The 19,545-nt window shown below is 42.7% G+C and carries 15 protein-coding genes; 6 read left to right on the top strand and 9 right to left on the bottom strand.

The annotated features are described in order from the left end of the window. Positions 1–8: 8 nt before the first annotated feature. The gene (locus JWR61_RS02775) at positions 9–440 is read right to left on the bottom strand and encodes a phage tail protein (RefSeq protein WP_301926331.1); all 432 of its coding nucleotides are present in this window, start codon (positions 438–440) and stop codon (positions 9–11) included. Positions 441–617: 177 nt separating this feature from the next. Further along, positions 618–1,481 carry a PHB depolymerase family esterase gene (locus JWR61_RS02780; RefSeq protein ID WP_301926332.1) on the bottom strand — a complete coding sequence of 288 codons (864 nt, stop codon included), beginning with the start codon at positions 1,479–1,481 and terminating at the stop codon, positions 618–620. 139 nt (positions 1,482–1,620) lie between these two features. On the opposite strand from JWR61_RS02780, the gene JWR61_RS02785 reads away from it, so the two are divergent. From JWR61_RS02785 to JWR61_RS02795, 3 genes are all read left to right on the top strand, one after another. After that, positions 1,621–4,131, top strand: a complete 2,511-nt coding sequence (locus JWR61_RS02785) for a serine hydrolase (RefSeq protein ID WP_301926333.1) — start codon at positions 1,621–1,623, stop codon at positions 4,129–4,131. 111 nt (positions 4,132–4,242) lie between these two features. After that, positions 4,243–5,307 carry a DUF1611 domain-containing protein gene (locus tag JWR61_RS02790; RefSeq protein WP_301926334.1) on the top strand — a complete coding sequence of 355 codons (1,065 nt, stop codon included), beginning with the start codon at positions 4,243–4,245 and terminating at the stop codon, positions 5,305–5,307. A gap of 2 nt (positions 5,308–5,309) precedes the next feature. Further along, entirely contained in the window at positions 5,310–6,377 is a 1,068-nt protein-coding gene (locus tag JWR61_RS02795) for a mandelate racemase/muconate lactonizing enzyme family protein (RefSeq protein ID WP_301926335.1), read from the top strand. Between the two features lie 95 nt (positions 6,378–6,472). Here JWR61_RS02795 and JWR61_RS02800 read toward each other — a convergent pair whose 3' ends face one another. Together JWR61_RS02800 and JWR61_RS02805 are read right to left on the bottom strand one after the other, a co-directional pair. Further along, complete coding sequence (locus tag JWR61_RS02800) at positions 6,473–7,666, bottom strand: Gfo/Idh/MocA family protein (protein ID WP_301926336.1); 1,194 nt, start codon at positions 7,664–7,666, stop codon at positions 6,473–6,475. Between the two features lie 111 nt (positions 7,667–7,777). Continuing rightward, on the bottom strand, positions 7,778–8,974 hold the full coding sequence (locus JWR61_RS02805; protein WP_301926337.1) for a nucleoside permease: 1,197 nt from the start codon (positions 8,972–8,974) through the stop codon (positions 7,778–7,780). A gap of 251 nt (positions 8,975–9,225) precedes the next feature. Between JWR61_RS02805 and JWR61_RS02810 the strand changes: the two genes are divergently transcribed. Next, positions 9,226–10,980: an SMP-30/gluconolactonase/LRE family protein gene (locus JWR61_RS02810; protein WP_301926338.1), complete on the top strand. Its 1,755-nt coding sequence runs from the start codon at positions 9,226–9,228 to the stop codon at positions 10,978–10,980. A gap of 12 nt (positions 10,981–10,992) precedes the next feature. Here JWR61_RS02810 and JWR61_RS02815 read toward each other — a convergent pair whose 3' ends face one another. Further along, positions 10,993–12,108, bottom strand: a complete 1,116-nt coding sequence (locus tag JWR61_RS02815; RefSeq protein WP_301926339.1) for a Gfo/Idh/MocA family protein — start codon at positions 12,106–12,108, stop codon at positions 10,993–10,995. A gap of 227 nt (positions 12,109–12,335) precedes the next feature. Next, positions 12,336–12,686 (bottom strand): DUF6370 family protein, encoded by a 351-nt coding sequence (locus tag JWR61_RS02820; protein ID WP_301926340.1) that lies wholly within the window; start codon positions 12,684–12,686, stop codon positions 12,336–12,338. A gap of 237 nt (positions 12,687–12,923) precedes the next feature. Here JWR61_RS02820 and JWR61_RS02825 point away from each other — a divergent pair, with 237 nt between their 5' ends. Beyond that, positions 12,924–13,601: a hypothetical protein gene (locus JWR61_RS02825; protein ID WP_301926341.1), complete on the top strand. Its 678-nt coding sequence runs from the start codon at positions 12,924–12,926 to the stop codon at positions 13,599–13,601. Positions 13,602–13,677: 76 nt separating this feature from the next. On the opposite strand, the gene JWR61_RS02830 is transcribed toward JWR61_RS02825, so the two are convergent. Further along, complete coding sequence (locus JWR61_RS02830; RefSeq protein ID WP_301926342.1) at positions 13,678–17,034, bottom strand: GEVED domain-containing protein; 3,357 nt, start codon at positions 17,032–17,034, stop codon at positions 13,678–13,680. 230 nt (positions 17,035–17,264) lie between these two features. Next, entirely contained in the window at positions 17,265–17,846 is a 582-nt protein-coding gene (locus JWR61_RS02835; protein WP_290337943.1) for a WG repeat-containing protein, read from the bottom strand. Positions 17,847–18,019: 173 nt separating this feature from the next. Here JWR61_RS02835 and JWR61_RS02840 point away from each other — a divergent pair, with 173 nt between their 5' ends. Further along, the gene (locus tag JWR61_RS02840; RefSeq protein ID WP_301926343.1) at positions 18,020–19,015 is read left to right on the top strand and encodes a nucleoside hydrolase; all 996 of its coding nucleotides are present in this window, start codon (positions 18,020–18,022) and stop codon (positions 19,013–19,015) included. Positions 19,016–19,106: 91 nt separating this feature from the next. On the opposite strand, the gene JWR61_RS02845 is transcribed toward JWR61_RS02840, so the two are convergent. Further along, positions 19,107–19,484, bottom strand: a complete 378-nt coding sequence (locus tag JWR61_RS02845; RefSeq protein ID WP_290337940.1) for a DUF779 domain-containing protein — start codon at positions 19,482–19,484, stop codon at positions 19,107–19,109. Positions 19,485–19,545: the final 61 nt, after the last annotated feature.

The raw sequence follows: 19,545 nt of genomic DNA on the forward strand, positions 1-19,545 counted from the left end.
AAAGTTAATCAGGTTTTTTCTACCGTTATTCCCTCATGGGTTAGCACCAGTGTTTCCATGGCAACGCCACTATCGGCTGCATTCAGCACAGGTCCCTGGTATTTAACAGGAAAGGCGTTTTTTAATCGCCAGACAACTATCTGGGCGTGGCTTTCATCCAATAAAGAAATGGTTACATCCCTTCTCTCAACTGTGCCAATCTTTTCTGTATTCAGCCATTCAAACAATTCATTGTCGCCTTTTACAATAGCCCGTTTCAGCGTGATATCTGTAAACTTTCTCAAGCCGGGGATTTTGCGGAAACTATTGTCAGGATCAGCGCCATCTCTGAATGAAACAGCTTCAATCTCAATATCCAGTCCGCTTACTTCTGTAAAGCCAATTCTTGTACCGCCCCATTGTACACTAAAATGGTAACGACTGATCGCATTGTGTGACATAAATAAAGGTTTTATAATAAAGAAGAAAATTAGCAGTAATGAAATCAGCAGTAACAATACTTGTATAAAAAGCATCTGGTAAGTTTTAGTCTGTTAAAATAAAAAAAAATTACCAGGAAGTGAAACAAAAAAAACCATCACAACAACTTACCTCTGCTTCGCATCATTGTTCCTATTTTATAGTACGCTCTTAAAAAACTCCCAGGCATACAGATATACATCTATATCGCCGGGATAATCGTGATGGCCGCCGACAACTTTCAGCAAGGCGACAGGTGGTTTATTCGGAGCATTGTAAGAATAACGCTCAATCGTTTTATGATCTGCGGTATCTGTGTCGGGCAATAGTGTTTTAGTTGGTTCACCTTTATAACCCGCCAGCGAAGCCCAGTATGCGAATGAATTTCCCGAACTGCGTACCACTCCAAAACTAGCATTGTTTACAAACATCTCACCACCGTTGTAAGGATTTGTTTTATCATCGGTGCCGTTGATGATCATTACCGGCAAAGCCTTGTTTGCTAGGGTACAATCGCAGCTTGCTGAGTCGGGCATATTGGCAACGATGGCCGTGATGGCTTTTATTTGATCCGGCATGGTCATGGCTAATTTGTATGACATTTGACCGCCTCCGGAAAACCCGGCAGCAAAAACATTTTCCTTACTGATGCCATATTTTTTCACGAAGTATCCGATCATTGCTTTGAAAAAAGCTTCTTCATTAATGTTCTCCTTATTGGCGGCGGCGGTAGAATACTTACGGCATTCATTCCAGAAATGCTGGTAACCTTCAGGATAAACTACCAGTAATTTGTCTTTACCTGCAATGGCTTCGAGTTGGCCTGTTTTGGAGATGATGTCACTGCTGTTGCCGCCAGATCCGTGCATCAGAAACAGCAGGCTGCCACCTTTTATGTCCGTTTCAGGCTGATGAAAAGTAAAGGTTCTGTAATGACCTTCTATTAAAACAGAATCCTTTATCCACTGGCTTTTGGTGTTGCATGAAATCAGGAGTAAAAGTGCAGGCAGTAATAGTTTCATTTGAAAAAAATGTTGAATGAATGTTGCATAAAGATATCAAAATACAACGGCTGTTGAAACAAACAATTTTACTGAAACCGGGAGGGATCAAAAGTAAATTGATGCAATATTCCCCTAACTTTAACGCAAACCTTTCAACATGGCAAAGCAGGTAATTTTTTTATTTTTTATTGCGATCGCTTCCACAACACAGGCACAGCAACTGGACGTAAAAAAACTGGACAGCGCATTTACAGGGTTAAATAAAACGCATCGTTTCAATGGTACGGTGTTATATGCAGAAAAAGGGAAAGTGTTATACAGCAAGGCTTTTGGCGTAACCGACTGCCGCACGAATGAGCCGCTTAAAACTACATCTTCGTTTAACCTGGCCTCTGTTACCAAGCAGTTTATTGGCATGGGTATTATGATATTGAAAGAAAGGGGGCAACTGCAGTTTGATGACGATTGCAAAAAATACATTCCTGAATTACCATATGATGGCATTACGATCCGCAACCTGATGACACATACTTCGGGTATCCCGGAATATTTTGATCTGTTTAAAATGTATAAAACGCCGCTGGATACACTTACCAATGAAAAACTGATTAGTCTTTATGGTACTTATAAGCCGGTACTCGACTTTGCTACCGGCAGCAAATGGAATTACTGTAACACTAACTATGTTTTGCTGGTAAGTATTATTGAGCGCATCAGTAAACAAACCATTGACGTGTTTGTAAAAAAGAATATCACTGCTCCACTGGGCCTGAAAGACACCTACGTGTATCATGTATTGATGCCTGCAGTACCAGCCAATCATGTGTATGGGTTTGAGGAAACAGGGGAGAAGAAAAAATTAAATGACCTGACTCCGTTTGACGGCGTGGTAGGAGATGGCAACATCTATTCATCTGTGGAAGATTTGTATAAATGGGAACAAAGCTTAGGTACCGGTAAATTGGTAAAGAAAGAAACTTTTACAGAAGCACTTTTGCCAGTCAAATTGAAAGATGGTACTACCTATCCATATGGCTTTGGATGGTTCATCGAAAAAGATAAAGAAGGTGCTTATTCACATACCGGCGGCTGGGTTGGCTTTGCCAATTTAATTTACAGGGATACAAAAAGTAAGCGCACCATCATTCAGCTAAGCAGTGGCAGCAATGGCTGGGGCATTCGCACAGCAAGAAATTTTATACAGGGAAAGCCACTGGATATCGCACCAACAATGCTGATAAAAAATGTAGCCGTAATGGATGGTACGGGTGCACCTGCAAAGAATGAATCGGTGAGGATACAAGGGAAAAAAATTATTGCCGTTGGAAATTTGCAGCCTTTTGAAGGCGAAGAAATCATCGATGGCGAAGGAAAGATTTTATCGCCGGGTTTTATAGACAGTCACAGCCATGTAGAAAGTTCATTGAAAAACTACCCTGAAGGGATTGCAGCTTTGAACCAGGGTATTACTACCATCGTTGGCGGACAAGACGGCGAAAGTGATCCGGTAGACAGCCTGAAAGCTGAAATAAAAGCTACGCCCATTGCCATTAACCTGGCTACTTATACAGGGCACGCAACCATCCGGCAACAGGTGATGGGCGCCGCCAATTTATCAAGACCAGCGAAGCCGGAAGAGTTGGAAAAAATAAAACAAATCTTAAAAGCAGAATTACAAAAAGGCTCACTTGGTTTATCTACAGGCCTGGAATATGAAGAAGGATTTTACAGCAACCGCTTTGAAGTGATTGAACTCGCTAAAACTGCAGCGGCAGAAAAAGGAAGATACATCAGTCATATCCGGAGCGAAGATATTAATATGACTGATGCCATTGATGAGATCATCCAGATTGGCAAAGAGGCGAAATTACCAGTGCAGATTTCACACATGAAAATCGCATTAAAAGATGACTGGGGTACCGCCAATAAATTATTGGCAACTTTGCAACATGCAAGGGCGGAAGGCATAGACATTACTGCTGACTGCTATCCTTACGATGCCTGGCATAGCACTATGCGGGTGCTGTTTCCCAAAAAAGATTTTACGAGCCTGGCAAGTGCTACCTATGCAACGGATCATTTGTTTGATGCAGATGGATCGGTGCTGGTACATTTTGCAGCTGATACATCCTACAATGGAAAAACGTTTGGCGCCATTGCCAGGATCAGGAAGGAGACGGCAGCTCAAACGCTGCTGTACCTGGTGGGCACTGCAGAAGCTTACCAGCGGCAGCATCCCGGCGAATCGGGAGAAGATATCATGGGGAAGTCGATGGCTGACGAAGACATCCGGACTTTGCTTGCATGGCCGCATACCAATTTGTGCTCAGACGGCGCCAACGGCGGCCATCCGCGGGGATATGGCAGTTTTACAAAGTTGTTAAACCAATATGTAAAGCAACAAAAAATCATGAGTTGGGAAGCCGCCATTAATAAAATGACCGGGCTTGCTGCAGAACATACAGGCATCACTAACCGCGGTATAATTGCGCCCGGTTACTATGCAGACCTGGTGTTAATCGATCCCGATACTGTAAAGGATAATTCGACAATTCAAAATTCAAAAGCATTGAGTGATGGCATAAAAAAAGTATGGGTAAATGGTGTGCTGGTATACATTGATAAAACATTTTTAAATAAATACCCGGGTGAGTTTGTGGGCAGGTGAGATGATCAACCTATGGGATTTTTTGAAAGCCGACTGAGCGAAGAAAATCCCATAGGTTTACCGAAGGGTTTGCAAAAAGAATTATTGTTTAATAAAAAACAGATTTAATAAATGATGACTGAAACAAAACCTAAAGCCATTGTATTAACAGATGGCCTGTTACAAACCGCAGATGCTAAAACAGCTCATGGCCTTATCCGTGGCACAGAACGGTACGAAATCGTGGGTGTAATCGATAGCCAGTTTGAAGGACGGGATGCAGGCGAAGTGCTGGATGGCATTCACCGCAACATTCCGGTGCTGGCCAGTGTGGAAGCAGCAATACAATCAATACAGGATATACAATTTTGTATTATTGGCATTGCAACAGTAGGCGGAAAACTGCCGGCGCATTTTATGCCCATCATACAATCCTGCATACAAAATAAAATCTCAATGGTCAATGGCCTGCACGATTTTTTAACCGGCATGCCGGAATTGGTAAAAATGGCAAATGAATTTGGCGTTACACTTACCGATGTAAGAAAGCCCAAAGAAAGAAAAGACCTGCACTTTTGGAAAGGCGACATATTTAATTTGAAGGCTCCGGTGATTGCTGTGATAGGAACCGATTGTGCGCTGGGAAAACGCACCACTTGCCGAATGGTGAAGCATGCATGTTTAGAAGCAGGCATCAATGCACAAATGATTTATACCGGGCAAACGGGCTGGCTGCAGGGCGGTCAATATGGATTTATTTTCGACAGCACTTTAAATGATTTTATTTCGGGTGAACTGGAACATGCCATTCTTTCCTGCGCTGAAAATACACATCCAGAAGTGTTGTTGGTAGAAGGGCAATCCGCCTTACGCAACCCTAGTGGGCCTTGCGGCTCTGAGCTGTTGGTTTCGGGCAATGCAAAAAATGTGATACTGGTACATGCACCCAAGAGAAAATATTATGATGGGATACCAGAATGGGGTACAATACATTCACTCGCTTCTGAAATTGAACTTATCAAATTGTACGGTTCTGCTGTAATTGCCGTGGCTATTAATACAGAGCATTGCACAACCGAAGAAGCATTGGAATTTCAAAAAAAGTATGAAGCAGAATTACAATTGCCTGTGCTGCTGCCTTTACAGCAAGGCGTTGGAAAAATAATTCCCATCATCAAAACCCTTATAAAAAACTAATCATGAAAATTAAATCAGTAAAAGCGTGGCTGCAACACTTGTCGCTCACAAAGCCTTATACCATTGCCTACAAAACAATAGCGGATACTGAAATTATTTTTCTGGAAATTGTTTTGGAAAATGGCATTGTTGGTCTTGGTGCATCCAACCCTTTTGCAGAAGTAGTAGGAGAGACGCCTGCCATGGCACTGGCCAACCTGCAAAGCGATTTTGTACAGCAACTAACAGGCAGGGATATACGCCATTTCAATCAGCTGATTGACGAAGCACTGGTGAAGTTCCCGCATTTGCCCGGTACCATTGCAGCTATTGACATTGCATTGCATGATGCCTTCTGCCAGCTGATCGGTATTCCTGTGGTTGATTTATATGGACGCAAGATGAATGCATTGCCAACATCCATCACCATTGGTATAAAAGATACTGCCGCTATGCTGGAAGAAGCCAAAGCAAACTATGCTGCTGGCTTTAAAGTAATCAAAATAAAAACCGGGCTGGATGTGGAGGAAGATATTGAAAGGGTAACAAAACTTACGGAGCAATTTGGCAACAACATGCTGATAAGAGTAGATGCCAACCAGGGCTATGATTTGAAGCAACTGCAACAGTTTATACATAAAACAAAAGACCTTTCCATAGAGCTGATTGAACAGCCAATGAAGGCGGGCAAGGAAAGTGATTTGGCCGGACTCGATTCAGCTGATAGGAAAAAGCTGGCTGCGGATGAATCCCTGCTGGATGCAACATCAGCTTTGCAACTGTCGCACCCGCCAGCACCGTTTGTTATTTTCAATATCAAACTGATGAAATGCGGCGGTATAAGAGGCGCCAGGGAAATCGCTACCATCGCAGCCGCAGCCGGTATTGATTTGTTTTGGGGATGCAATGATGAAAGCATTGTAAGCATAACCGCAGCGTTGCATGCGGCCTTCAGTTGCAGCAACACCAAATACCTTGATTTGGATGGAAGCTTTGACCTGAGCAGTGATTTGGTTAAGGGCGGTTTTATTTTAAAAGATGGTGTGATGTATTGTAGTGATGAGGCTGGGCTGGGCTTGCATAGGTTATAACATGGAAATAGTCTTGCAGCATCAAAAGTTGTATAAAAAGAAAAGATGCATTGGTTTAAATGCATCTTTTCTTTTTATTAATTGTTTAATTTATTCTATTCAATTACCTTCTCCTCAATTTTACCGGTCGCCTTATTTTTTAAAATCACTTTTTTGGCACCGTAGTGCGTTGTTTCTTCTTTTATTAAATAATGATCCGCATCGTATTCTACCAAATGGCTTTCTTTGCTAAGACCGCTTTGCCCACGCCAGATATCCAGTTGTACCGGTTCCCATAATTTTGTTTTGGCAGATTTATAGGCGGCATCAATTACCGCATTTACCACATAGCCATCATAGAAAGTTTCTCTTGGTTCAGTGCCGTTTTCCATGCAATTAAACATCTCGGCAAACATGTGGTTGTAACCCAGGTCATTTATTTCATCACCTACCGGGAACAGCCAGCCGGCATTGCTTTCAGATTTTTCGGCAACATAGTCCGTTGCTTTTCCGGTAGTAAACATTTCCAGGCCGGTGCGTAAAAAATTATTGATCCAGATGGTGCCTTCGGTGCCCATTACTTCATCCCTTAAATCAAGGCCGCCACGAAAAGTCCAGCTTACTTCAAACTGGGCTATGGCGCCATTTTCATACTTCACGAGGCCAATCGAATGGTCTTCTGCATCAATGGGTTTTACCTGTGTATCGGCCCAGCACATCACTTCAATGGGCTTAATATCTTTACCAATAAATGTCCGGGTAATTTCAATACAATGGCAACCTAAATCTAAAATACAACCGCCGCCGGCCTGTTCAATATCCCAAAACCAATCACTGTGCGGACCAGGATGTGTCTCCCTTGATTTGGCCCATAAAATTCGGCCCAATGCACCATTCTTTACACTTTCATAAGCCTTTAAAAACTTAGGTGTATAAACAAGATCTTCCAGGTAGCCGTTAAAAATACCTGCCTCTTCCACAGCCAAAAGCATGCGTTTTGCTTCGGCTGCGTTGCGGCCCAAAGGTTTGGTAGTAATGACCGCTTTTTTATGTTTGCAGCAAAGCATAACAGCTGCTTCATGTAAATTATTAGGCAGCGAAATACAGACTACATCTACATCTGCACCGGCGATGGCTTCTTCCATATCTGTTGTAAAACGCTCGCAGCCGTAATCTTCTTTAAATTTTTTGGCCGCTTCCTCCCTGCGGGAATACACGGTAATAATTTTGTCTTTACTTCTTTGTCCGTGTAATGAATCTGCATAAAATCTCCCGATAAAACCGGAGCCAAGCATAGCAATCTTTTTCATGGTTGTTGTTTACTGTGTTTTTGTTGTTGAAATATATTTTGCAGTACAAGTGTGCGACGCAACGATGTTTAATAGTTATTCAACTGCCCGGACAAAAAAATAGTTTGTTGTTTACCCGGCTGCGGCTATTTGCTTTTTCTCCCTGAAAAATAAAATAAAATATACTACTACAGCTGCCGCAATATAGGCTGGTACAAACCATATTTTTAACCAGTTGTGGTTTTCTCCCACCTGGTACAGGTCAACTATACGGCCAGAGAACCAGGTGCCGATGAACATGCCCACACCATAGGTTGCAAAAGTGAAGAGGCCCTGCGCAGAGTTTTTTATTTTTTCGCCAGCTTTTTTTTCTGTGTACATATAACCAGTTACAAAAAAGAAATCGTAACACACGCCATGTAAAATAATGCCGGCATACAACATCCATGCATTGGCGCCGGTATCACCATAGGCAAAACAAACGTAGCGCAATATCCAGGCGGCCATACCCATCAGCAACATATTTTTTACCCCGATACTGTTGAATAAAAATGGAATGGCTAAAATAAATACGGCTTCCGAAACCTGTCCCAGCGTCATTTTGCCGGCAGCATTATCAAAATTTAATTCATTTAAAAACTTATTGGCAAATCCATAATAAAACGACAACGGTATACACACCAGGATGGCGGCGATAAAAAATATGAGATAGGGTTTTTCCTTAAACAATACAAAGGCATCGGTGCCAAGTGCCTTTGATGCGGTAACATCAGCATTTTTTTGCGGCGGCGTATCAGGTAAAATAAAGCTCATTAAACCCAATACTACCGAAACCGCTGCGGCCATATAAAATGTAGACGAAGTTTTTTCTATTCCAAGTGTACCAATAAGCACTCCGGCCACTATCCAGCCCAATGTGCCAAATACACGTACCCATGGAAATTGTTTACCAGGGTCTGTCATTTGATGAAAGGCAATACTGTTGCTTAACGCAATGGTGGGCATGTATAACAATGAGTAAAATAAAATAACCCAATAAAAAGTCGCACTGTTTTCGATTGTTGTTGCCAGTAACAAAAGGGCACCACCAACAATATGCAGCATACCCATAATGCGCTGTGCGGCGAAGTATTTATCAGCTATCATGCCCACAAAAAAAGGTGATATCATGGTGGCGATTGCCAGGGCACTGTAGGCCGCACCTATCTGGACGCCTGTTGCGTGGAGATGTTCGCCCATGTATGTTGCCATCGTTACATACCATGCGCCCCATACAAAATATTCAAGGAACATCATTACCGAAAGCTGCACTCTTATTGTTGATTTCATTAAGCTGATTTTAGATAAATACCATTCGTAAGTCCTGCACCGTAAATTAAGGATTGTTATTTATTTTCAGCAAGCTTTTTTAATTGATTTAGAGTGCCCGGGATGTATTGCCGGCAATGTGAATAATTTTTGAGTGGTGATATCATTGTCGTTCACGAACACTTAAACAAGATGAATAGGAAAAATATATTATCAAGGCAATACTATTTATGCTGATATTGCATCAACGAATATCTAAAACTGCCTCGTGTATGAACAAACTACTGATTGCTTTGCTGCTGCTTATTTCAGCTAGTCAAATTTTCGCACAACCTGCCGCCATTTCATATCCTGTTGATTCGGCTTCCATAGAACAACCTGGTGTACCTAAAGGCGAGGTATTGAAATTTACTTTTGAAAACTCAGCAATTTTTCCCGGTACCTGGCGGGAGTATTGGGTATATGTACCGGCACAATACCGTGCAGACAAACCTGCCTGTGTGTATGTGGGCCAGGATGGTATTCAATGGAAGGCGCCCACCGTTTTTGACAACCTGATTTATCGTAACGAAATGCCTGTTACCATTGGTGTTTTTGTAATGCACGGCAGGGTTCGGGCAGCCAATGGCACAGTTGCCAACGACCGCTTCAACAGAAGTTTTGAGTATGATGGTTTGGGCGATGCCTACGCCCGTTTTATTTTAGAAGAAATTTTACCTGCCGTTGAAAAGCAGAAAACAACTGATGGGCGTGCGATACATTTATCCAAAAATGGTAATGACCGTGCGATCGGCGGATTGAGCAGCGGGGCGGTTTGTGCCTTTACAGCGGCATGGGAAAAACCTGCTGAATTTTCGCGGGTATTCAGCGCCATCGGTACTTATATTGGTCTTCGCGGTACTGATGACTATCCAACTTTAATTAGAAAATACGAGCCTAAACCACTCCGGTTTTTTTTACAGGATGGCAGCAACGATTTAAATATTTATGCCGGTGACTGGTGGATGGCCAACCAAACAATGGAACGGGCGCTCACTTTTAGCGGGTATGAAGTAACGCATGTTTGGGGAGAAGACGGGCACAATGGCAATCACGGCACATCCATTTTTCCGGCAGCCATGCGTTGGTTATGGAAAGACTGGCCGAAACCAATTACCACAGGGGCATCTAAAAATAAATACCTCAGCGAATTGCTGATACCGGGACAGGATTGGGAACTCGTTGGTGAGGGATATGGATTTACGGAGGGCACTGCTGCTAACGCAAAAGGAGAAGTTTTTTTTCAGGATATTCCCGGATCAAAAACGTATAAAATTGGCTTAGACGGAAAAGTAACAATGCTGCCGCTGGATGCGAAGAAAGCCAGCGTCAACTGCTTTGATGCGGATGGTAAACGATACACTACTGCCGCTGCAACCAAACAAATCATTCGCTATGATGCCAATGGTAAAGCAACCGTTGTTGCCAATGATATTGATGGCAACGACCTGGTAGTGGCGAAGAATGGCAACATATATGTCACAGCTCCTGACGGATCGGAAAAACCTGGTAAACTTATTTTGATTCGTCCCAATGGCGAAAAAGTGATTGTGGATGAAGGGATCAAATATCCGAACGGGGTTGCGCTCACACCGGATCAAACGCAATTGTATGTTACAGAATCAGCTTCGAAATGGGTATGGATTTATAGTATCAATGCAGATGGAACACTAACGAATAAGCAACGCTATGGCTGGCTGCATGTACCGGATGATGCTGGGAATGCATGGAGCGACGGATTAAAATCAGATACAGCCGGAAGAGTGTATGTTACCTCCCGTTTGGGGATACAGGTAATGGATCAGCTCGGCCGGGTAAATGCCATTATCCCCATACCCGGCGGACAGGCCAGTAATGTATGTTTTGGTGGCCCGGGCTTTGACGTTTTGTACGTCAGCAGCCGAGATAAAATTTACCGCCGTAAGCTGAAAACCCGTGGCATCAACCCTTTTGAAATGCCCTATAGGCCAATGCAGCCGGGGCTTTAGCTTATTTGTGTATTACAGTTTAATGTCAACTTTCTGTCCTGTTTTGGCAGCAAGAAAAATAGCATCAATAATTTTTAAATCTTTTACGCCTTCCTCGCCATCCACAGGCACGGGAGGTTGTTTTCCTTCCAAAATAATACCCGCCATTTCATCCATTTGTACTGTTTGATGCGTAACATGTGGCTGGGTTAATTCGCCTTTGCTGGTGCGCCCCTGTATGGGGCCGTAGCCGGTTGAAGGATACAATTCTGCATATCCTTTTTCAGCATCCAGGAAAAAACGATCTAAATTATTCATGCTGTAGGTAGATAAACAAGAGGCAACTGCGCCGCCTGGAAAACCAAATTGAAACTGGATCGTTTCATCTACACCTTCTTTGAATTTTTCAGGATTTGTTTTTGTTTCCTGGGCGGTTACCCAAATGGGTTCTTCGCCTACCATATAACGTGCACCATTGATCGCATAAATACCAATATCCATCATCGCACCACCGCCAGCCAGCTGTTTATTTAAACGCCATTGTTTTGGGTCGCCGATGGTAAAGCCACACAGCCCCTGAAAAAACAATACTTTACCCAACTCGCCGGCTTTGCGCATGCGGATAATCTCCAGTGTTTTTGGTTCAAAATGCATGCGATAACCTACCAGTAATTTTACATTGGCTTTTTTACAGGCATCTACCATTTCCTGTCCGTCCTTCGCATTGATTGACATTGGCTTTTCACAAATCACATGTTTGCCTGCCTTTGCAACACGTATCACCTGGTCGTGGTGCAGGGCATTGGGGGTGATAACATACACCGCATCAATGTCCGGATTGCTTTTTACCTGGTCGAATGTTTCATAATTATAACAGTTTTTTTCTGGTATGTTATACTTCGCCTGCCAGTCTTTTATCTTAGAGGGTGTGCCGCTGATAACGCCCACCAGCTTTGCTTTCTTGCAATCTTTCATAGCTTCTGCTACCCGTGTGCCGTAGCTGCCAAGCCCCATAATAGCAACACGCAAAACAGGACCATCGTAATAAGAGGTAGCATTACTGCAACTGGCAGCAATAATGGCGGGAGATATTTGTAAAGCGATAACTGAGCCGGTAAGCTTTTGTAAAAAGTCGCGACGTGATTGCATAAATAATTTATTAAAAAATGATTGAAACGATGAAGGCTTTGGCGATGTGGTGGAATTTAAAATAGTCCGCCCTTGACCGCAGGCCGATAAAAATACAAAAGATGAATGGAACGAACAAAAGCTCAACAGAATAACGTTTGCCTAAACTACGGCTGATAGTGATCAGCCTGGGTGCAGTATATAGCACTTAAACGAAGCATATTTCTTATCCGGCATTAGGTTAGCCTTCATTTTTTACTACCAGAAGGCATCAGTTTAAAATAGGTAGCCTTAAACCTATTGCCTGTAATTTGTCCCTGCACCTCTGCAGTGCGTACTGCTTCGCAAAAGCCATCCTTTGCATGTGCATCGCCAAAAGAATCTATGTGGGCGCCATCAACAAAATAAGCCTTTCCATTAATGCGTATTGCGAGGTCACAACTTTTACCGTGTAGTCCAAGCTGGCATTCGCCGCAGGCGGTTTCAACAAGCATTGTTTTTTTTGACGGATCGGGTTTACCAATAATGCTGTTAGTATGTTGGGCCAGCAACGGTAAAAGAAATAACGAAGAAATAAGAAGGCAGATACAACTTTTCATACAATACAATTATTATGGTAAGTTAATCATTTTTCCGGTGTCCGTGTCAACAGGTAACTTTTATAAATGTAGCCAACAAAACCCTTTTCAAAAAATCGGCAGATTGTACAAATGAAATGGTAATATAAACGAAAGGTGATCAAAGCTGAATTTTATATTACCTTACAATGATTATTGTTTGTTTGATATGGAGGCGGTTATTATCGCAGCATTACTGCCATTGCTTTAATTGAAAATATGAAATTATTCCTGTTTATTTTTGTTAGCTGTTTTAATGTTGCTATTGCCCAGCAGTCAGATTTTTACCCGGTAAAAATGGGCGAAATTCCTACCCGGGTGCTCCCCAATGAGGCGATGTATGCCATGCCTGCCTTCACCCGTGGCACAGCCTTTTTCAGGGACGGTACAGCATCTGAACAAAAGTTTAATTATAATTTCCTGCTGGATGAAATGCATTTTATTGGCGCTGCCGGTGATACCCTTGCCATAGCTGACCCCGTCTTGTTGAAATCGATCGTAATTGATTCAAACGTCTTTTATTATGAAAAAGGATATGTACAGGAGATATTGAAAGCAGGAAATTATATCCTTGCAGTAAAGCGTCAAACGTTGCAGGTAGTCAATCAAAAAAGGGGAGGATACGATGCCACCTCAGAGACCGGCGCTATTAAAACCTTCAACTCTGTGATTCTTAGTAACCAGAATTATAAGCTGCAGGTTAGAACGGATGTATTGTTTCAGCAACAGTTTGCCTACTATCTCGGCACATCCGGCAACTCTTTTGTTAAGGCCAGCCGTAAAAATTTTCACCTGCTTTTTCCTGACAAAGATCTTAAAACCTACCTGAAAGAGAATAGCATCAATTTTAACCGCCCGGCTGACCTGAAAGCGTTACTGCAGTTTTGTACCAGGTAGATTCTTACAAAACCTAAACGCCGGCTGAAGCTGACTGCTTATTTGCACATCTGGAGGCAGCGCAATATACAAATGACTAATGTTCAGCCAACTTGATTTTTTTAACTGTTATGGTATCGCCGCAAGTTATTCTTAAAAGATATTGCCCCGACGGGTAATGACTTACATCGATGTTTTCTACCCTGGTAAAATTGTTGATTTTCTTTTGCGTTAATAGTTTTCCATCCATGCTCAAAAAGCTGATGGTGCCCTGCCTGGTAAAAAAGCTGCCCGTTAAAACATTCACCAGGCTGTTTGCCGGGTTCGGGTAGATTGTTACCGGTATATTTTTACTAAAGTTGATGATTTGCAGGGCGCTGTAGCGGATTGTTTTGTCCTTACCGGTAATTTTTAAACGGTAATAATTAACACCCGTAAAAGGGTTTACATCAAGCCAGCTATACCGTAACTTATCATTTGCTGAAAGGGTGCCAATTTTTTTAAAATCAGTTATGCCGGTTCCCCTTTGTATTTCGTATTGCGCAACATCGTTTCCGGAGCTCACCAGCCAGTTCAGTAGTACGTTTTCATCCTGCGGAGTTGCAGTAAACTTTTGCAAAAAAACCGGCAACAGCAGGGTTTGTAAAGCAACATAATCTTCCACTTCCCCTTTACCAAAAGAGCCTGTAGCTGCCGACGATGCCAGGGGTACATTGGCAATACGTACACGTAAATAGGTAAGGCCGGTTGTTGTTGTAAAGGCTGGTAAACCTGTAAAATTTAACACCAATGTTTGTTGCACAGTACTACTGGCAACAGTTACGGATGCATATTCGTTGGTATCGAAAATTCCGTTACCGTCCGTATCTATCCAGCCAGCCAGGTACACCGGAGACCCCGTATTATTAAATACAGACACGGTTACCGAATAAGTTGTTGCGCCGGTGGCGATAGGAGGAACAAAACTGATTCCGTCTTCATCGTCATCGGAGCCGTAATTTTGCAGGTCATCTCCATTGGCCAAAACGGAATTGTTGGCTTCATGCTCCGCATCTGTTTCTGCACCGATACGGATATTAAAAAACGACACTGCCGAGCTTGCGGCAGAAGCTCCGTCATAACTGAGCGGGGCATCTCCAAAATCATCCGTATTTGGATTCATTGAAAAAATAAAATGGCTGTCCTTACTCTTAGTTGCTGCTGGTATTGATTTGTCAAAGCCGGGTATGTCACTCATCCATTGAGTGGGAAGCGTGGTTTCATCTGAGTGTATGGTGGTACCTATATAGGTTAGACCGTTTGTGGGGTTATACTGAAAATGACCGGCTCCCTTTAATTTTCCAGTGCTCCCCAGGTAGTCATTTTGAGCGCCACCTATAAAGCTGGAAAATTTCCGGGTGGTTAAACCATTGGCAAAAACGGTATAGCTGATATCCAGTAACCCATCCGTTGTTGCTCCATGAATATCCTGGTAGAACGGACTGTACAGTGACGTATTGAATACGGGAAAATCTGTGGATTCGGTGGAACCAAACAGCAATACATCTTTGGTGCGCAGATCAAGCACAAGCCCACCGACAATATCATTGGCATCACCCCCGTTGTAAGTAGAAATAAAACCTGTGCTGGCACTGCCAGGCAGCGGAATTTGCGAAAGAAACTGATCATACAATGTTGCATTTGTACCGTGTACACTTTGAACTCCGGAAGCTTTGCCGGGAAAATCTGTGGAAGTGGTATTACCAGCAACGTAAAAGAAGTTATTGTCTGCTGTGACCAGTGCGGCATTGGTGCCTGTGGCCAATTTACCCTCGTTGGAACTACCCCCGAGGAATGATAACATGTTGAATTTGGTAGGAGCCGCAGCAACATCAAAATTTCCTATCAATAATTCACTTCCCGCTATAATATTATCTATAGGTTTTACCAGCGATGGAAAGCTGTTGCCTCCCCCGTCGATATGTACGGCAAAAGCTATTTTTGTTTTATCGGGTGTTGCGGCAATAGCCGTAAAGGTTTCATTGGTAGACCCCCCTGCATAGGTACCCCAGGCTGCAACAGGGGTGCCTGTAGCGCCAGTAATGCGTAATATTATTCCTTCATCCTGTAACAGGGTGTTATCCGGTGCATTGGAAGGTACAATGGAAAGCGGCAGCGCAGTGCCTGCAACTCCCCCCAGGTAAAATACATCGTTGTCGATGATGGTTTGCGACTGGTAGGAAGTTACATTGTTTGCTACATCGGCCGAAATGTCACCATTGTAGTAGCGTGTGGTTAAGTCGCCGGAATATATCTGTACCGTGTCCGTCTGGTAAACAATCAATACCCTGTTGTTCGGAAAAATTCCCATGTCTACAGGTACATTGTTGGTCATTCCGGTATAGGTCCATGCGGTAATAAGCGTTCCTTTCGCATTTAATTTATACAGAATTCCGGATTGTTGTGCACCGGAGGGTTTCGCTGCATAGTTATAGGTACTTAAAAATCCAGGTGCTACGCCGCTTAAATAACTGTTGTTCATTGTCTCGCTGGTAAGGCCGCAGGCATATACTTCACTCGCCGTATTTACTGCAATGGTATAAAGGTATTCATCAAAAGTACTGGTGTTATTGTGCATGTAAGTAGACCACATCATCACCGGGTCGATAACCAGCGGCAAAGCAGTGTTAATCTTACCTGCGATATCATACTGAAAAGTATTCGCTTCTTTTGCCTCCACCATGCCCGTTTCAAAAACAGCTTTATGCCCGTTAGTTACCTGGTAAGTTTCAGGCACCAGGATGGTCATGTCTTCGTATTTCATATTCAGTACAACACTGCCATGTTCATTCAATGTAACGCTGTCTTGCCCCGTAAAATGTAGTTTTATTTTTTTATAATCGTCCGCCCGGGAAATCAGCCAGTCAAATTCAAGGGCACCTTTTTCGCCGGCGTATAACCGAAGGTTGATACCCGGGTACACATTTTTCAATGTTATTTCATTGAATATGGGTGCAACAATGGTGGAGTCTTTTGTGTTGTACGAACCTTTTACAGCTGAAATCATTCCTGGTTGCACTGTCCAGGCTGGCAATGACCCTGGAAAAGTAATGTCAACGATTTGCTTACCTTTTTCTTTTGAATCAGCCACTTGACGGGTAACCACTCTTAGCTTATTGTTGTACACACCCATTGATCCAAAAGATGTGAGAAAACCGTATAAAATGTCATTGCTTCCAAATTGCCCCGCATTTTTTTGAAACCAGATGGTATTCCGGCTTGTTTTAAGGGTATGTAAGGCTGTTTGCCTTATTTTGGCAATACTACTTTTACCGGTTGTTCTTTTATTTTGGGCAACTGCAGCCGCTTTAATATTAACCAGCAAAACCAGCAAAAAGCCAGCCCTAAAAAGCCTGCCTGCGTTTTGAAGTCTCGAACTACATCCATGACTCTGCGGGTAAAAAATTGTGCTCATAAAAATAAATTTCATCAACACTCCAAATCAAAAGAGCTTTATAGGTGGTCCGGGTGATCTCACTTGTCTGCAGTCTTTTTCCTGGAGATTAAATCTGCCTTATGAACGTTTAATTGTAGATTTTATTCTATTAAAATAAGTTGAGATGTAAAAAACAGGAAAAGGCGTGGCTTTTACCGGGCACACGCCATGAAACTGATTGAATAAAAGGCTGCCGCAAACTGCTAAGCCTAATCATGTAATACTTTATTTTGTTTATCGATATAGAATACCTTTTCTCCTTTGATAACCCTGGCCTCCCCGTTTTCAAAATTATCAGTAAAATCGTACATCGGCTTAACTACCCAATTCCCTTTCAGATCTATATATCCCCAAAAACCTTTGGCGTTGGCAGCCGGAGCAAGGCCATCTGCAAAGCCTCTTGCATTGGAAAATTCAAACGGTATCTCCGTTTCCCCTTTGATGTTGATGTAGCCGTACTTTCCATTTTTAGATGCAGGTGCAATACCGTTGGAAAAGTTCAGCGCATCATCAAAAATGGCGTCAGTAATAGCTTTTCCGGTGCTGTCGAAGTAGCGCCATTTTGGCCCATCTTTTACAGCCGCATATCCTTCGTTGAACGTCAATCCGTCTTCAAATTGGGGTTTAATTACTTCTACACCTTCCTTGTTGACATAGCCAATTTTTCCATCTTTTTTTACTTTCGAAAGTCCACAGGTGCAATTGTCTACGTAATCATATTTTTTCTCCCATTTCTGGGCTACGCAACTCAGCGCAGGTAAAACAAACAGTATAACCAGTAACTTTTTCATGATCTTTAATTTTATAATGAAAGATGATTTGATTAACAAAATAGCGCAGATGACAATCAATAAATATGATCCCGGCCTGTCCATAATATGATTTTGGTTTGTATGGTTTGCAGTGGTTAACTTCACTGTTTAAGCCATAAGCGAATTGCAACTGTTACTACAAAAAATGCTGAATGAAAAAACTAAGTATTCTCCTGTTACTGTTTTTTAGTTTTACAGGTACTGCCCAGCAGCGTACAGCCGTACCCATCATTTTCGATACTGATATAGCCCCTGACTATGACGATGTTGGTGCGATGGCTTTGCTGCATGCTTTTGCCGACAAGGGAGAGGCCCGGATTTTGGCAACAATTTCAAGCAACGCCTTTGAAACTACGGTACCTACATTGAGCGTACTCAATGCTTATTTTAAAAGACCCGATATTCCGGTAGGAGTTGTAAAAGCTGACAAGCCTGACAAGGATTGTTCGCAACAATGGGCTCAGGCAATTATTGCCAAATATCCGCATGCATTACAATCAAATGATCAGGCGGTTGATGCAGTGAAATTGTACCGCAAAATATTGGCGGCCCAGCCTGATAAAAGTGTGACGATTGTAAGTGTAGGTTTCTTTACCAACCTCGCCGGTTTACTTAATTCCACCGCAGACGGGTATTCATTGCTTGATGGAAAATCATTGGTTAAAAAGAAGGTGAAGCAGTTGGTCTCAATGGCAGCAAGAATAGGCGAGGATGGTAAAACAGGTTATGAATTTAATGTGATGGTAGATGCGGCAGCCACTAAAAAAGTATTTGCAGAATGGCCCACGCCAGTAATTATCAGTGGCTTTGAAATTGGAGAAAAAATATTAACCGGCATAGGCCTGATTCATAATGAAAAGATACAAAACAGCCCTGTAAAAGATGCATTTAGTGTGGCGCTTGCAAAAGACAGCAATACGGTTGGCCGCAACAGCTGGGATGAAACAGCCGTGCTGGTAGCAGTGCGTGGTATTTCGCCCTGGTTTGGCAGCCGGAAATTAAATTTTGACGTGGAGGCCGATGGAAAGAATGTACTGATACCGGGAGAAAAATTCACTTATCTGACCTTTAGACAAACACCTGCCCAGATTGCGATAGTGATAGAAGATTTAATGATGCATCAGCCGGGAAGAGGAAGTAAAAATTAAAAAAGTAAAAATTCAAAATTTAAAAAATATCAAGTTTCAAATAGACTGGCTTATCCATCAGTATCAAGTATTTAGTATCCGGTATCCAGCCTTAAGCATCCTGTATCTCCTTCAAAGGTTCCAGCAGCTCCAGTTCTTCATCCGTAAACATTCTTGACTGAATATAGAAACGAACGCCGAGTGGGATTTCGAGCGAGAAACTGCTGCCACGGCCCGGCGTAACATCCAGAATCAGTTGCGTGTGTTTCCAGTATTCAAACTGATCGGCGCCCATATAAAATTTGCAATCACTGATAGTACCCATCCATACATCGCTGCCGCCGACTTTAAATTCGCCTGCGTTGAAACACATGGGCTGGCTGCCATCACAGCAACCACCACTTTGATGAAACATCAGCGGGCCATGCAATTGTTTTAATTGTTCTATTAACGCAAGCGCCTTGTCTGTTGCCGTTATTCTTGGTATCATATCGTTATACTATTTGTAGAAAAAAAGGCGGCAATAAATACGCCGCCTTTTTTCTTTAGGT

This window comes from Ferruginibacter sp. (assembly GCF_028288465.1).
In the GTDB taxonomy this organism is placed as follows: Bacteria; Bacteroidota; Bacteroidia; order Chitinophagales; family Chitinophagaceae; genus Ferruginibacter.